The sequence below is a fragment of the Antarctobacter jejuensis genome (assembly GCF_052266595.1).
Classification (GTDB): domain Bacteria; phylum Pseudomonadota; class Alphaproteobacteria; order Rhodobacterales; family Rhodobacteraceae; genus Antarctobacter; species Antarctobacter jejuensis.
Genome location: NZ_JBQQXJ010000031.1, coordinates 1 through 14,771 on the forward strand (window position 1 = coordinate 1; position 14,771 = coordinate 14,771).

Annotated in this window: 14 protein-coding genes; 8 read left to right on the plus strand and 6 right to left on the minus strand. The window is 60.2% G+C overall.

Annotated features, from left to right (window positions below):
• The first annotated feature begins 12 nt into the window (after positions 1 to 12).
• From ACTXGA_RS23780 to ACTXGA_RS23800, 5 genes are all read left to right on the plus strand, one after another.
• Positions 13 to 3,369, plus strand: a complete 3,357-nt coding sequence (locus ACTXGA_RS23780; protein ID WP_443397202.1) for a hypothetical protein — start codon at positions 13 to 15, stop codon at positions 3,367 to 3,369.
• Positions 3,370 to 3,478: 109 nt separating this feature from the next.
• Positions 3,479 to 4,084: a tyrosine-type recombinase/integrase gene (locus ACTXGA_RS23785; protein WP_443397203.1), complete on the plus strand. Its 606-nt coding sequence runs from the start codon at positions 3,479 to 3,481 to the stop codon at positions 4,082 to 4,084.
• A 2-nt stretch (positions 4,085 to 4,086) separates the two neighbouring features.
• Positions 4,087 to 4,302, plus strand: coding sequence for a WGR domain-containing protein (locus tag ACTXGA_RS23790; protein WP_443397204.1), 216 nt, complete (start codon positions 4,087 to 4,089; stop codon positions 4,300 to 4,302).
• A 74-nt stretch (positions 4,303 to 4,376) separates the two neighbouring features.
• Positions 4,377 to 5,464 (plus strand): IS3 family transposase gene (locus ACTXGA_RS23795; protein ID WP_443397205.1). Its coding sequence is split into 2 segments (ribosomal slippage): positions 4,377 to 4,638 and positions 4,638 to 5,464, totalling 1,089 coding nucleotides; the frame shifts between segments, so codons are not numbered across the junction.
• Between the two features lie 256 nt (positions 5,465 to 5,720).
• Positions 5,721 to 6,662: an SH3 domain-containing protein gene (locus tag ACTXGA_RS23800; protein ID WP_443397206.1), complete on the plus strand. Its 942-nt coding sequence runs from the start codon at positions 5,721 to 5,723 to the stop codon at positions 6,660 to 6,662.
• Between the two features lie 98 nt (positions 6,663 to 6,760).
• Here the strand turns inward: ACTXGA_RS23800 and ACTXGA_RS23805 are convergent, their stop codons facing one another.
• A complete protein-coding gene (locus ACTXGA_RS23805; RefSeq protein WP_443397207.1) occupies positions 6,761 to 7,351 on the minus strand; it encodes an RNA 2'-phosphotransferase in 591 nt (196 codons plus the stop codon).
• A gap of 120 nt (positions 7,352 to 7,471) precedes the next feature.
• Between ACTXGA_RS23805 and trpS the strand changes: the two genes are divergently transcribed.
• On the plus strand, positions 7,472 to 8,614 hold the full coding sequence (gene trpS / locus ACTXGA_RS23810) for a tryptophan--tRNA ligase (RefSeq protein ID WP_443397208.1): 1,143 nt from the start codon (positions 7,472 to 7,474) through the stop codon (positions 8,612 to 8,614).
• A 169-nt stretch (positions 8,615 to 8,783) separates the two neighbouring features.
• A complete protein-coding gene (locus ACTXGA_RS23815; RefSeq protein ID WP_443397209.1) occupies positions 8,784 to 9,197 on the plus strand; it encodes a hypothetical protein in 414 nt (137 codons plus the stop codon).
• A gap of 148 nt (positions 9,198 to 9,345) precedes the next feature.
• On the opposite strand, the gene ACTXGA_RS23820 is transcribed toward ACTXGA_RS23815, so the two are convergent.
• From ACTXGA_RS23820 to ACTXGA_RS23840, 5 genes are all read right to left on the minus strand, one after another.
• Positions 9,346 to 11,187 (minus strand): hypothetical protein, encoded by a 1,842-nt coding sequence (locus ACTXGA_RS23820; RefSeq protein WP_443397210.1) that lies wholly within the window; start codon positions 11,185 to 11,187, stop codon positions 9,346 to 9,348.
• Positions 11,187 to 11,546 (minus strand): hypothetical protein, encoded by a 360-nt coding sequence (locus ACTXGA_RS23825; protein ID WP_443397211.1) that lies wholly within the window; start codon positions 11,544 to 11,546, stop codon positions 11,187 to 11,189. The genes ACTXGA_RS23820 and ACTXGA_RS23825 overlap by 1 nt, the downstream gene beginning before the upstream one ends.
• 203 nt (positions 11,547 to 11,749) lie before the next feature.
• On the minus strand, positions 11,750 to 12,706 hold the full coding sequence (locus tag ACTXGA_RS23830) for a helix-turn-helix domain-containing protein (RefSeq protein WP_443397212.1): 957 nt from the start codon (positions 12,704 to 12,706) through the stop codon (positions 11,750 to 11,752).
• The gene (locus tag ACTXGA_RS23835; RefSeq protein ID WP_443397213.1) at positions 12,703 to 13,494 is read right to left on the minus strand and encodes a hypothetical protein; all 792 of its coding nucleotides are present in this window, start codon (positions 13,492 to 13,494) and stop codon (positions 12,703 to 12,705) included. Before ACTXGA_RS23835 ends, ACTXGA_RS23830 begins: the two co-directional genes overlap by 4 nt.
• Positions 13,495 to 13,528: 34 nt before the next feature.
• The gene (locus ACTXGA_RS23840) at positions 13,529 to 13,834 is read right to left on the minus strand and encodes a hypothetical protein (protein ID WP_443397214.1); all 306 of its coding nucleotides are present in this window, start codon (positions 13,832 to 13,834) and stop codon (positions 13,529 to 13,531) included.
• Between the two features lie 276 nt (positions 13,835 to 14,110).
• Here ACTXGA_RS23840 and ACTXGA_RS23845 point away from each other — a divergent pair, with 276 nt between their 5' ends.
• A complete protein-coding gene (locus ACTXGA_RS23845) occupies positions 14,111 to 14,689 on the plus strand; it encodes a hypothetical protein (protein WP_443397215.1) in 579 nt (192 codons plus the stop codon).
• The last annotated feature ends 82 nt before the right edge of the window (positions 14,690 to 14,771 follow it).

Consider the following 14,771-nt stretch of genomic DNA (forward strand, 5'->3'; position numbering starts at 1 on the left):
GCGGCGCCCTTCGTGGGGCACGAGGCCGGTGTCAATAGCGTCGCCTTCAGCCCCTCCGGCGACCGCATCGTCTCCGGCAGCGACGACGGAACCCTACGGCTGTGGCATCTCGACGGCACCGAGGCCGCGGCACCCTTCGTGAGGCACGGTCACTCGGTCAATAGCGTCGCCTTCAGCCCCTCCGGCGACCGCATCGTCTCCGGCGGTGCTGGCGGAACTGTGCTGCTGTGGCATCTCGACGGCACCCAGGCTGCGGCACCCTTCGTGGGGCACAAGGGCCTTGTCCATAGCGTCGCCTTCAGCCCCTCCGGCGACCGCATCGTCTCCGGCGGTGCCGACGGAACCCTACGGCTGTGGCATCTCGACGGCACCCAGGCTGCGGCACCCTTCGTGGGGCACAAGGGCCGTGTCCATAGCGTCGCCTTCAGCCCCTCCGGCGACCGCATCGTCTCCGGCAGCGACGACGGAACCGTGCGGCTGTGGCATCTCGACGGCACCGAGGCCGCGGCACCCTTCGAGGGGCACGGTGAATGGGTCCATAGCGTCGCCTTCAGCCCCTCCGGTGACCGCATCGTCTCCGGCGGTGTCGACGGAACCCTACGGCTGTGGCATCTCGACGGCACCCAGGCCGCAGCGCCCTTCGTGGGGCACGAGGCCGGTGTCAATAGCGTCGCCATCAGCCCCTCCGGCGACCGCATCGTCTCCGGCAGCACCGACGGAACCGTGCGGCTGTGGCATCTCGACGGCACCCAGGCCGCGGCGCCCTTCGTGGGGCACGTTCACTCGGTCAATAGCGTCGCCTTCAGCCCCTCCGGCGACCGCATCGTCTCCGGCAGCACCGACGGAACCCTACGGCTGTGGCATCTCTACGGCACCCAGGCCGCGGCACCCTTAGAGGGGCACGGTCACTCGGTTCATAGCGTTGCCTTCCGCCCCTCCGGCGACCGCATCGTCTCCGGCAGCGACGACGGAACCGTGCGGCTGTGGCATCTCGACGGCACCGAGGCCGCGGCACCCTTCGAGGGGCACGGTGAATGGGTCAATAGCGTCGCCTTCAGCCCCTCCGGCGACCGCATCGTCTCCGGCGGTGCCGACGGAACCCTACGGCTGTGGCATCTCGACGGCACCGAGGCCGCGGCGCCCTTCGTGGGGCACGAGGCCGGTGTCAATAGCGTCGCCTTCAACCCCTCCGGCGACCGCATCGTCTCCGGCAGCGACGACGGAACCCTACGGCTGTGGCATCTCGACGGCACCGAGGCCGCGGCACCCTTCGTGGGGCACGGTCACTTTGTCAATAGCGTCGCCTTCAGCCCCTCCGGCGACCGCATCGTCTCCGGCGGTACCGACGGAACCGTGCGGCTGTGGCATCTCGACGGCACCCAGGCCGCGGCACCCTTCGTGGGGCACGGTCACTGGGTCCATAGCGTCGCCATCAGCCCCTCCGGCGACCGCATCGTCTCCGGCGGTTTCGACGGAACTGTGCTGCTGTGGCATCTCGACGGCACCCAGGCTGCGGCACCCTTCGTGGGGCACAAGGGCCTTGTCCATAGCGTCGCCTTCAGCCCCTCCGGCGACCGCATCGTCTCCGGCAGCGCCGACGGAACCGTGCGGCTCTGGGAGCGTGAAGAGCGATCTTCACATGTAGTTTACCATTGCCAAGCTCACGACATACGATTTGTGACCGCAATGCATTGGGCAATTCTATGCTCGGATCGGATCGCCATTCTGGATGGCGGATTTCGCGAAAAAGGGGCAATCTTCCTTCATCAGGATGGTTTAGTGGCGCTGACCGATGAGGGCGTCTTTGCTCCAACAGCTGACCTCCACCGGCTTGTCAGGGCCTTTGGAGAAGATGGTACGTTGCTCACGCGGATTGGCGCCGTGCCCTCCATCACGCCGGAACGGTTGGCGGAAGTCCTATTCGACGCTTACACACCCTGGTCACGCCTAAGACAGATTGGAATAGACAGCTATACGCGCGTCCGGATCTTTTATGCAGAGCTTGGCTGGCTCAAGGCTCCCTTTTGGCCAGGGTTGGTCTGGGCGCTTATCGTATTGTCGGCGGCGGGCCTTTGGCTTCTTGTGCCAGCACGGCTTGCTGCAAGTGCGATGCCCTTGGTGGGAGCGCCTCAGCCTCCTCCCTGGAAGTGGTTTTTGGGCGTTCTCACCTTCTATGGGTGGCTCGGTCAGACCCGCCGTCCACTTCGCGCGTGGATGCGACGGCACCGTCAGGAGCTTGAGCGTACATGTTTTCTCACTCGCAAACCTGTTTGCGAGCGCGCGTCATACAGTCCACTTGGCCACGACCAACAGATGAATGATTTCGAAAATAATCTGCGGCGGCGAGCAGTCGTATGGATCGATGGTGTCGGCGGCAGTGGCAAGAGCGCCCTGGCCTATCAAATTGCCCGGACGCACTTGGCGGGCAAGAGGCGGCGGCCAATACCCATACTCGTGGACGCTGACTGGGACGGCACACTGGCAGATGAAGTCAGTCGCCAGCTTCGATTACCCGATGCCCTGCGTGGACCGACAGAGGAAATGGCCCGCACCTTGGGTGCCATGGGACTCGTTTGCCCGATCATCGATTCCTTGAGCGAGCGCCGCATGCCGGATGCCGTGGAGCATGTAACACGTGCCGTTCAGGCTGGCCACTTTCGCCACCTCATTGTCACCTCGCGCGCGGAGCCGCCTAAAGGCGCTGTGTGGGGCCGCTTTCAAAGGATCACACCCTCGCCCATCCGCAAAGAGGACGTGCCGCACTTCATCGCGACCTACGCGTCGGGGGCCGAAGACAAAGTGGCGGCGCGGGTTGCGTCCCTCGTTGCGCGCGAGCCACTACCGAGCCCTCTTTTTCTCCGCTTTGCCATCGAGCAAGCGGTCGCGAATGACTTGGCCTCGACCGATAAGGTCGACCTTGTTCTCCACTACCTTGAAGCGCTCCGCGAAGGCCGGGTTGATCTCAGCAAATCCGATATGTTGCGGGCCGCCTCGATTGCAGCCATCGAGTCAACCCGCGAAGAAGGAAGGCCTCTTGAGATCGACCGACTGCATCTCCGCGGAGTGCTTTCAGGCGAGGCCGACAGAATGCCTTTCATGGATGAAGCCAACGCGCAAGAAGTGCCACCGCCGGCGCTCATCGACCGACTTGTCTCCTCCGGGCTCGTCAATGAGACAAGAACGGGTGATCGAGTGCAGTTTGGCTACGATCCGGTTGCCGAGTATCTCTCGGCGCGTTGGCTGTGGACTAAAGCCGAACTGGAGCCATTACGAGACCACCTACTTTTTTTTTCCGAAAACGCTGTAGCGGCAGCATATCACGAAATTGCGGCCGAGGCCGGTTCGCGAGCGTCGCAGAGCTTTACTTAACAGTATTATCAATTCTGTTAAGCGCACGGGCTGCCAAGCCGGGCGGCCAGGCACGATCCCGAGGGCGATCGGGCTTCTCTGGTTAACAGTATTCGGGCAATCTGTTGCCATGTCACAAATGCGCCTCCACAACCCCCAGGGAAACCGGCTCTATCTGAACGCCGAAGAGCGGGCCGCCTTCCTTGCGGCGGCCCGGCGTCAGCCGGCGCGGGACCGGACTCTGTGCGAGACTTTGCACTGGACTGGGTGCCGACCGTCCGAACTCATCGAGATCACTCCCGCCCGCGTTGACCTATCCGCTGGCACCCTCACGATCCGCAGCTTGAAGAAGCGCAAGGATGCGCAGGGCCGTCAGAAGAGCGTCTTCCGCTCCGTGCCGGTGCCGCCGGACTACCTGGACACGCTAAACACCGCGCATGGCATCAGAGAGGCCCAGAAGTCGCGCAAGCTGGCCCAGATCCCGATCTGGCGGATCAGCCGGGTACGCGTCTGGCAAATCGTCAAGCGGATCATGATCGAGGCAGGCATACCGGATGCGCCGCATCGCTCGCCCAAGGGGTTACGCCATGGGTTCGGCGTGCATGCGACGGTCCAGGGTGTGCCTCTGCACCTGTTGCAACGCTGGCTTGGTCATGCGCAATTGTCGACGACGGCGATCTATGCGGATGCAGTCGGCAAAGAAGAACAGGACATCGCAGTCAGGATGTGGAGGTAGCCATGGATCTCACGAAAATGGAGCCAGAGAGTGCCGCCCGGCATTTTTACCGCATGGAGCTCATGCCCGGCCTCTTCGGCGACTGGTCCCTTGTCCGGGAGTGGGGCAGGGTCGGCCAGCCGGGCCAAATCCGCATCGACTGGTTCGACGAGGAGGCCCAAGCAAAGGACGCGCGGTTCAGCATACAGATGGAAAAAGCGAAGCGGGGCTACGAATAAAGGCGGTAATCCCCCCCGATCTTAAGGGGATGCGGAAGTAGAATTTTCTCGGCAGGATGAACGAGGAGATTCCGATGAAGAAGACACGTTTCACCGAAGCGCAGATCATGGCTGTGCTGCGCCAGATGGAGGGCGGTGTGCCTGCTGCCGAGCTGTGCCGCGAACATGGCATGAGCAGCGCCACGCTGTACAAATGGCGGGCGAAGTACGGCGGCATGGACGCCAGCCTCATCAGCGAGATGAAGGCGATGGCGGAAGAGAACCGCCGACTGAAGCGCATGTATGCTGACGTCAGCATGCAGAACGACCTGCTCAAGGAGGCGCTCGGAAAAAAATGAGACGGCCAGCTCAACGCCGGGAGCTGGCCGTGAAAGCGGTGGCGATGAAGGGCGTCAGCATCGCGCTGGCGTGCCGGGCATTCGACGTCAGAGAGACCTGCTACAGGTACAGTCCCAGGCTGGACGACGAGAACGAGCAGATCGCTGACCTGCTTCTGGGGCTGACGAAGGCGAAGAAGACCTGGGGCTTTGGCCTGTGCTTTTTGTACCTGCGCAACGTCCAGGGGCATTGCTGGAACCACAAGCGGGTGTATCGGATCTACCGCGAGCTGGAACTGAACCTGCGGATCAAACCGCGTAAACGGCTGAAGCGGGAAAAACCGGACGAACTGGCGGTGCCGGAGGCCCCGAACGAGGTCTGGTCGATGGATTTCATGGCCGACAGGCTCGGGGATGGACGGCAATTCCGCCTCCTGAACGTTCTGGATGACTTCAACCGCGAAGGACTGGGCATCGAGATCGACTTCTCACTGCCTGCGGAGCGGGTCGTTCGAGCCCTGAACCAGATCATCGAATGGCGTGGTGCCCCTGGGACAATTCGTGTCGACAACGGCCCGGAATACATCAGCGGCACCCTCATGGAATGGGCTGAGAACAGGGGCATCGCCCTGACCTACATCCAACCCGGCAAGCCCCAGCAGAACGCCTATGTCGAGCGCTACAACCGGACGGTCCGGCACGAATGGCTGGACCTGTACATTTTCGAAAGCATCGAGGAGGTCCAGCAGATTGCCACCGAGTGGCTCTGGTCCTACAACCATGAGCGTCCAAATATGGGCAACGGCGGGATGACACCTGCACAGAAACTGAAGATGGCCGCGTAAATTCTACGACCAAGCCCCCGCAAAAATGGGGGGATTACCAGGCCTCGGGCCCAAGGAGCGGATCGCTTTCTTCTCGGTCCTGAAAACCAAAGCCGGCTGCGAATATTTTACGACCGACCCCCTGCAAAAAAAACGGGGATTACCATTCCATTCGGTCCTCCACCCGAAGCCTTGAGGCTGACTCGGCTTGTCTGCAGGGCTTCACCTTGTCCTCGCAATTTCATCACCCTAACCTTGGCCGGAAAGCGAGGTCTTCATGCGATTGTTTCCTGTATTCCTTTCCGCGGCAATTCTGCTTGTGTCGATCGCGAGCACTGTATCTTCCGAACAAGCGGTTGCACCCAAGGCCACTGAGCCTCTCAAGCGTCTGGATGACGAGAGAATGAGCGCACTCCTCGGCGATACCTTTGGCATAGAATGCAAATTGTCCGAAATCGGAAGTAACAAGGTCGCCGATACGATCACACTACTGTTTCGAGGTGCCGAAGGCGAAATGGAGGTCTTCTCCCGTCTTCCGTTCCAGGCCCGCGAAACGGAAAACAACGCCCTTTCTCTGTCGCTCCCTGGCACGACGATGTTGGGCTTCCTGCGAGAAAAAGGCGGGGTGCTGAGCTTGGAGCTCCTGTCCAGCGACGGTTTGCTTGTCGGTCCCTGCGAAGACAGAACCGAGATCATGACGCTCGCCTTGTCATATTTCCTGCCTGTTGCCGCGCAAGAGAGCTTGAACGTAATTTCGGCCCTCGAGAAAAAGGTGAAAGACGCGGAAGAAGCGTTGCGGGATCAGCGGTCAGATTTCGAAAGTCAGGTGCGCGTCTACATGGCGGAGAGCGAGGCCAAGATAAATTTGTCCAAGGACGATATCAAAGACCTCGAAGATCAGCTGAGCCGTCAGAAAACGATGACCATTGTTGCGCAACAAAAGGCAGAAAAGGCGCGCGCCCAGCTTGATGTCATGGAAGCTCATTTGAATGTTCTCTTTTCAGATCCATCTGATCTGATCGCGTGGCGGGTTGTCATAGCCCATCCTGATCTTGGATACCCGATGAAGGATCTATCTTTCCAGGATCTCCGCTTCGCAGAGACTTCGCCTTTGGCGGTAAGGTGCCAAAATTATCTGTCGGACAAGGAAATGGAAAGATTCAATGACCTTGGCTGCATCCGGATCTTGCAAAGAAACTTGTTGCCGCCCTCCAATTGAATGTTGCGTCTGACTTGAAATCGAGCCGGGCCTCCGGAATTCGACCGACGGCAGCAAGCCGCAGGCGCGATGGGTCAGGCGGTCGAGCAGCGCAGTGGTCAGCTCGCAACTGGGTTGGCTGCGAATCCAAGGAATTTCGGCGGAACCCTATCTGTGAGCCACACCCCGTTGTCCGCAAGATAGAAGTTGTGCCCCTCCGAAGCCATCAAGGCTGCGGCAACTTGCAAGACGACCGGCTTGCCATGACGCTGTCCGACCGCGAGCGCAGTCTCGACATCGGGGCTGAGATGAACCTGCCTCCGGCGGCGAGGAAGGATGCCTGTACGGTAGATCTCGTCGAGATTGTTCCGTGCAGTCCCGTGATACAGGATGTCTGGTGGTGGCGAAGCCGGAATCCCCAGATCTACTTCGACCGAATGACCCTGGGCGGCTCGAATGCGGCAACCGTCCTCGGAGATCGTAAACCGCCTCTTGTCGTTTTCGGCTACGACCATTTCCAGATCCTCTCGCGACAAGCGTCGACCTGACCGCTTGAGCGCACGTAGTAGTTTGTCGATGTCCACCCAGCCCGCACGATCGAGCGTCAACCCGATTTGCTCAGGCTTGTGCCTCAAAATGAGAGACAGGAATCTGCTATCGCGCGACATCTGAAGCCCTTTACCCATTGTTTCTTGGTTTGCACCGGTCATCTGAGTGACAAGGCATCTCGAACATGAACATTGGCCTTTTTCTACCATTTGATTGACGAGTTACCTCGCCGTCGATAGGCAGCTTCACATGGAAAACGCGATGCACAACGCTCCGACTTGGTGGCTGGCCTCCTGACAGGGTGGCCGGATGACCAAAAACGTATTCCGAGGCCGCCGCATGGGCGGCCTTTTGTTTTCCAAGCTTCCCGATGCGCGGCCTCTCGTTTCAAGAGAACACGCAAAATGAACAAACCAACCATTCTGACAGGTGACCGCACCACCGGGCCGCTGCACATCGGGCACTTTGCGGGCTCGCTTGCCAACCGGCTGCGCTATCAGGACAGCCATGAACAATTTCTGTTGCTGGCGGATACCCAGGCTCTAACCGACAACGCCCATGATCGGGAGAAGGTGCGGCGCAGTGTGATCGAGGTCGCCCTCGATTATCTGGCTGTAGGCATCGATCCCAATCGGACGACGATCTGTCTGCAATCGCATCTTCCGGCGCTGGCGGAGCTGTCGATGCTCTACCTGAACTTCGTCACGGTCGCACGGCTCGAACGGAACCCGACGATCAAGGACGAAATCCGCGCGCGCGGGTTCGGGCGCGACATTCCCGCCGGATTTCTGTGTTATCCGGCGGCGCAGGCGGCGGACATTACCGGTTTCAAGGCGACGGTTGTGCCGGTCGGCGAGGATCAGGCCCCTCTGATCGAGCAAACGAACGAGATCGTGCGGCGCATCAATGCAACTGCAGGCAGCCCCGTGTTGCCCGAAGCGCAGGCGATCATCCCGAAGGCCGGTCGTCTGCCTGGCATTGACGGCAAGGCCAAGATGTCGAAATCCGGTGGCAACGCCATTGCCCTCTCCGCGTCGCCCAATGAGATCCGAAATGCCGTCCGGGCGATGTTCACCGATCCGAACCACCTGCGCGTCGAGGACCCGGGCTGTGTCGAGGGCAACGTTGTCTTTGCCTATCTTGACGCCTTCCACCCGGACCCGACCGAGCTTGCCGACCTCAAGGCGCAGTATCAGCGCGGCGGGCTTGGCGATGGCAAGATCAAGGCGCGTCTGGAAGGCATCCTTCAAGACCTCATCGCCCCAATTCGCGCGCGCAGGGCGCAACTTTCCGAGGACCGTGGATACATTCTTGATGTGATCAAAAACGGCACCGAACGGGCGCGAGAACGCACCGAGGCGACAAAGCACGAGGTGGTGAATGCCTTGGGTCTGTTCCAGTTGCAGTTCAGCGGGACGAGATGATCCGGTTCAAATGAACACTGCCGATCCTCCGACGTAGTCTTTCGAGGAGATTGATGATATGTCTGAAAACATGGAGACGAAGACGCTGATAATACAAGGTTATCCAGTGCCAGGAAACTGGCGTAAGCCTCTTGAGGAGGAAGACTCCGGAAAAGGCAAGTGAACCCACATGCCGAGTTCAAAGGAGCTTCCTCTCGACCTTAGGGATGCTGCCGTGTGGCTCGAGTCGCAGGGGATGGTCGGGCCGTTGGAGGTTGACCGGAACTACGTTCCCGACGAGCGCCTCATATCTCATGTAGTTGTCTACAATGATGTTCCGGAAGTCCGTCGAACACTTCGTCTACAAGCGACGCGCGCGCTGGAGGCTTTGGGCTATCGCGTGGAGCCGACCGGCGGCGACGTCTATTCTGTGAGTGCAGCACGTCGACACGGACTGACGGTGCAACAGAAAAACCGGATGGTTTCTCGCATCGAATTGGCGCTCTCTGGAAAAAGTTTCGGGCCGCCCGAGATCACCGATCCGCCGCCTCGGAGAATGACGCCTGAGGAAATTGCGGCGTTGCCTGTTGATGACGATTTCTGACATCTGGAAGAGAGACAAGCAGGTCAGGTTTCGAAATTCATCGTTCTATTTCAGTTCATTAGCTCATCATCGTTGGTGCCGAAAATGCTGTCCAAGGAGCGGCATCAATCCGCGAGAGCTCCACGGGCTAAAGGGCAATATATCGGAACTATGCCTCCGGCTTGTACCCCCGCGCAGCAAGTGCTGCATCAAAGCTGGAGGCAAGATCCTGCTTCATATCGCGAAAGCAGCGGACACGGTTGTTCACCTCGGCCAGTATCTTCTCGTCGAGGCGGTCAGGACCTTCGCCGTAAGCCAGGCCTGCCAGGATAGCCGAAGCCAACGTGCCGTCCGGCGCCGGCGTCCATTCCCGTGGCGCGTCAAACAAGGGGCGTAGACATGGGAGTTGCTCGGACGGCGGCATGCGTCCGCCGATGACGGACGGGTGTGGCACCTTCCAGTCCTGCATCGGAAGCGTCAGGAGCGACCAGGCTTTCTCGGACTGGAGGGGAAGGATGGCGTGTTCGTCAAAGCCCGTCAGCGCATCCGGAATATCATCTGCGAACTGGTACCAGCCATCGCTTTGCCACTCTTCCATCTGCATGTTCACAACAGTGTCCGTCGCATAGCTATGGCTGAAGCCGCGGCACACGTGACTATACTGGCCAGCGGGAAACCATGGCCCCCAGCCCGCGTCTTCGTCCAGAGCAATGCAGTTGTCGATGTGACGATCGGGGTGGTCGTCATCCTTGGGAACAAGCAGATCCCGCTGTGCGTCCCACGGTTCAGACAGGAGAGGATCGCTGACAGACAATCCCCAGTGCAGGGCATCCGGCCGCCCATCGGCGACCAGGATCAGGTCAACCGTCATGGTTTGCCAGAACGTGCGCCACTCCGCTCCATGCAGGGCAGACCGGTCCCCAGGATCTTCAAACGACAACCAGTCAATCCGATCCGGATCAAACCCGGCCTCCTCCAGAGCGCCTCGCCACAGGACGTACTCCTGGTGGTCGCGCCATGCCTGGATGGCGGCCTCCATGGCGCGCTCCGGACCGTAGAGATGGGCGATAGTCTCCGTACGAAACTCCTCTGCGGCTGCCAGTTCGATCTGGGACAGCGTTCGTGTACGGAGATCCTCCAGTGCCTGCGTTTCGACCATCGCAGGAAGGCAAAGCATGTTGCGCGGAACGTAGATGCGCGCCAGCCGCAGATGCGGCACGAGCGCGCCCATTGTATCGAAGCCATCCAGTCCAAGGCGCCTGAATTTCCCGCTCAACGGAGCGTCCAACTCTTTGGGGGCGTGCTCATACCACTCGACGCTTGGAAATTTCAGGTGCAGGTCAGGCACTGATCGGAGCGAGAAACCCGCATCCTCCTGCGGATGTACGCGGACCGCATACCCGGGCATCTCTTCGAAATAAGCAAGCAAGTCCGTCTCGCGCGTGATCCGGTCTGTCAGGGCGTCCATGACCTGGCGCAGGCTATCAAGGGCACCGATGTCATCCGGAACACTGGGGCGGGACGGTGCGAACGACGCACCTTCACACACAATAAGGAGCATCTGATCACAGGACGCCACAGGCACCTGGTCACCCTCAAACAGTATTGCCAGCCCTTCAGCCAACTTCAGGAAGTCGCGCCCATTGGCGGCATACTCGTTGCCTTGCTCGTGGCTTCCCATGAGGTCACTGTCAAAGCGGATATAACGTTTGCGCTTCTTGTCGCGCGATGGGCCGCCCTCTTCGCCGTAAACAAGGCGGAATAGACGGCCGGCGACCTGCGTCGTGGCTTCCGGCGCTTTGCGTTCGATCGCGCGACCGAGGTTACGTGCGAGAACCCGACGATCCTCCACGGAGAGACGGCTGGATGCGGTCAGATGCGCCCGCAGGCTTTCTGCTTCACTGCGTCGGCGCCGCGCCCGCCGGGCGCGGAGCTCTTCGGGATTGACTTCCTTCCCGGTCTTCCGAGGAGACGTCGGAAAGCGCCCGCGCGCATCAATGACACGATCCATCACGCGCGCCCTCCACGACGGGGCCAATGCGCCTTGCGCGCGGACCGTCGGCGCGGCGCGCGCCCAATGCGGGCGCGCGGCGTGCGCTGGTAGCAGGTAATCAACACGCCGTCGGCGGACAGGATTGCCTCAATGCGTAGCGCCTTATCAACGAGGGCAGCACAATAGCCCTCCGCCCGCAGCTCGGCAGCTTGTATCGCATGGAGCTCGCGGCAAACACGACCCTGCCCCGCCGGGAGATCCGTGCCAAAAGAAATCAGAATTTCAAGAGCTTCGAGAGAAACGTTGCGCTGCGCAACGCGTTGCTCGGCGTGTTGAGTGCAGTGGGTAAGCATGATGTCTTCCTTGGTTGTCTGCACTCAAGATGCTCAACCTTTTGACAGAAAGCACCCGCAAATTGGGGGATTTTTTGGGGAAGTTAATCTCACATATTGGGGACTGTAATGGGGATTCTGCAGGGGAAGCCAGTTCACAAAATCTCTGAGCCGCCTTTATGGCGACACCCACCCAAGGGTTGAGCATGCTTTCTTCATGGTGAGGGATTGTCCGGAGGGTAGGTCATTCACGGCTTCTCCGAAGCGACCGCCGCTTCTATTGACAAGAGGTGGCGCACTCCAGCTCCGACAAATGCGGGTGCTGGCACATCAAGGGCATCAGCCAGAGCGCGCAGGAATTCGATCTCCGGAGATACGGCCTTCCCGGCAAGCAAGGCAGATAACCAGTTGGCGTCGATGCCTGATGCTGCAGCAAACGCTGCGGCATCCTGGTCCACAAGATTGACAGCTTGTCCCAAACGCATGTGGAAAGGCATGGTTTCGTTGGACAGGAGTTGAAGAATTTTCTCCTGCACCGCTATCCCCTCAGGGAGGGTTCTCTGTGGGATGAAACCGCGCCTTCTTGACAGCCAGAGCAGCGCATCTCCGGCCTTCAGCCGGAACGCCTTGTCATCAGGTCGGCCAGCGATCTTTTCGTGAACACGTTCAAGTTTGAAGCCCTCCTTGCTGAGCGACGTTCGAACCGCCGGCACGGTCATGTTCGCGAGGAGAGAAAGTTCCCGGATGCTGAGATCCATGGATACAAGCACTTCTCCACCGAAGAGGCTGTATCGGGCAAAGAAGGTTTCGAACATTCGTCTCAGCGGGAAATCGTGCAGGTTGGAGAAGGGCGATGGTTCACAATTCGCATCGGCTTCGGGGTAGCCCTGCAACAATCCATCGACCTCGTGCCAAACCTCCACGGTGCAATCCCACCAGCCATCGAGCTGATATGCATAGCGGTAGGCATGTTTTGCCAGATTATAGAGCGCGTGCCATTGCAGCTCGAATTCGGGAGGGCTTTCGAGGGAAAACTCGCAGTCATCATAGAGTTCGCGAGGCAGTCCCAGAAAATCCATCACGATGTTGCCGTCCTTGAGGGAAGGTCCGTACACCTCCAGGATGCTGGCCTGGCAGCGAATGGCCTCCCTGACCTGGGCCTCGATCTCTGCCCAGGTGTAAGGAATTTCTCCGGTCTTGCTCACGCTGCTTTTCCTTTGTCCAAGTGGGTGATCTGTGAGGTCAGGCGTTCGCGGGCTGCAAGCAGAGGCGCAGGATTGGTCCGGTTCGACGCGTTTTCCGGGCGTTTCTTGCCGAGGAAGACCGCCACGCGTTCGGCATTGGCTCCGCTTGGATGCGGCAAGCCGGAGAGAACCCGGTTCCCTTCGAGGAGGCCGTTGCGCACCAGGTGAGACACGGCGCTTTCGGCTTTGGGGCCCAGCGGCAGCCAGATGGCCCGGGGCAGCGCCCGCGCCTCTTCCATCAAGTGCGTGTCGATTTGGCGGCGCAGAACCCGGGTTTGCAGCATGTCCGGGGTGCCGTTGTAGTTCTTGCCGTTCACGAAGACCGGGTAACGCAGGGCGGATGTGAAATGCACATCGGTGGCTCCCGGACGGAACATCTCGGCCGTACTGACGGCATCGAAGTGACGTGCGACACCGATGGCATCGAGCATGGCAACCAGATTGTTGCGGATCGCACCGCCTGAGAACGCCGCGGTCAGCTTGGCCGCCTTGAGGCTTTGCTCGATGTTTTGGCCTTGGGCCAAACAGAACGATGCCGCTTTCAGCGCGTTTACGGCTTGCGTCATCCCCGGCGTGATCCCGAGGACAACCAGTCGTGCTGTCATCTCGATATGGTCAAACGGTGCGTAGAGAACCGTGATTGGCCCTTCTTTTTCCAGTACCAGGTTGGGGTTGGAAAGCGGATCACGAAGAGCTTGCGCCGTTATTCTGGGGAGCATGGAACGTGCGATGGAAAGGTCTTGTTTCAAGGTCGGAACACTCCTGATTGGCTTGTCAGTTTCTTCAGCGACGGGTGGGCCTGCGGGAGGCCCTGCCCGAGACATCTCCCCGGAAGCGTCGACGGCGCCTTGCAACGGTCACGGCCTGTTCGCCATCGGCAATGATGGCGTAGCATCCGGCGTATTTCTCCAGTCTGGCACGGAGGTGCCGGTCATCCTCACTCGCCAGCATTATTGTCTGGGCATCGAGCATCAGGCTCACTGCGTTGCCAGCGTGTCTTGCCGCGCCGTAGGCGTGCAGGATTTTCAAGATGTCGACCGGGATACCGCGCTGCTGAATGCGGCGAGAGGCGTGGCGAGTGAGCTGCATGATTGATCTCCAGGTGATATTGATATCATACCCTCATCACTAATTTTCAATCAAGTGAAAAGTGATGATGGTGAGTTAGCGAGATGAGTTTTCATTCAAGATGCTGTTTTGTATTGATTTACTTCCAGCCGCGCTGGTGTGAGACCATGGATTTCAGCTAAATCGCCCCCCAGAGCGGAACGTCTTGGCCGCTCTGACTTTGCGCAAAGCTCGAATCCAACCCCTTTTTTGCGCAAACGTCAGAGGGACCATCTCCTGCGAAACAGGAGACCACGCATGTTTCACCCATCGCAGCCACAGCCCAAGGCGCCGAACCTGAAAGACCTCAGCGCGCATCTTGCCGGGGCCGAGGTCACAGCACGGAAAGCGCTGGCCGCGGGCCTGACGCCCATGGCCGGGCGCTATTCCTGGCGCCAGGTCTGGCGCAGGATACACGGGATCGACAGCGCCCAGCTGCCGCACCACCTCCTCGAACTCCAGGCGCGGCACCCGGCCTCGCCGATCCTGAACGAGATCAACAATCTCGAAGAGGCCCTGAAAGAGCCGCTTTGGAAATTCCCCGCGATGGCCCGCGCCCTGGGCCAGACGCCCGACACCCTGTCGAAGGCCCTGCGGCAGGGGCGCGCCACCCTGCCCTTTCCCGTAATCAGCTTCGGCCAGATGCGGCTCTACCGCCCGCTCGATGTCCGCCTGTGGGGCCAGGAGGGCCTTCTGCTCGATCTGCCGCGCTACGCGGAGGCTCCGTCTCCCGCGCCGGCCTCCCGGGCGTCAAAGGCGCAGCCCGGCCCAGCCACAGCCGGGGAAAAAGCGCTTTTTCAGCCTCTCTTCCCCCAGCCCCGGACAAAATCCGAGTGAGTGGAAAAAAGCGGAACTGTCCTGCGTTTCCGGCTCGGGGAAACATACGCCAGATCCGCTTTTTACCCCGAAAACGCGGAAA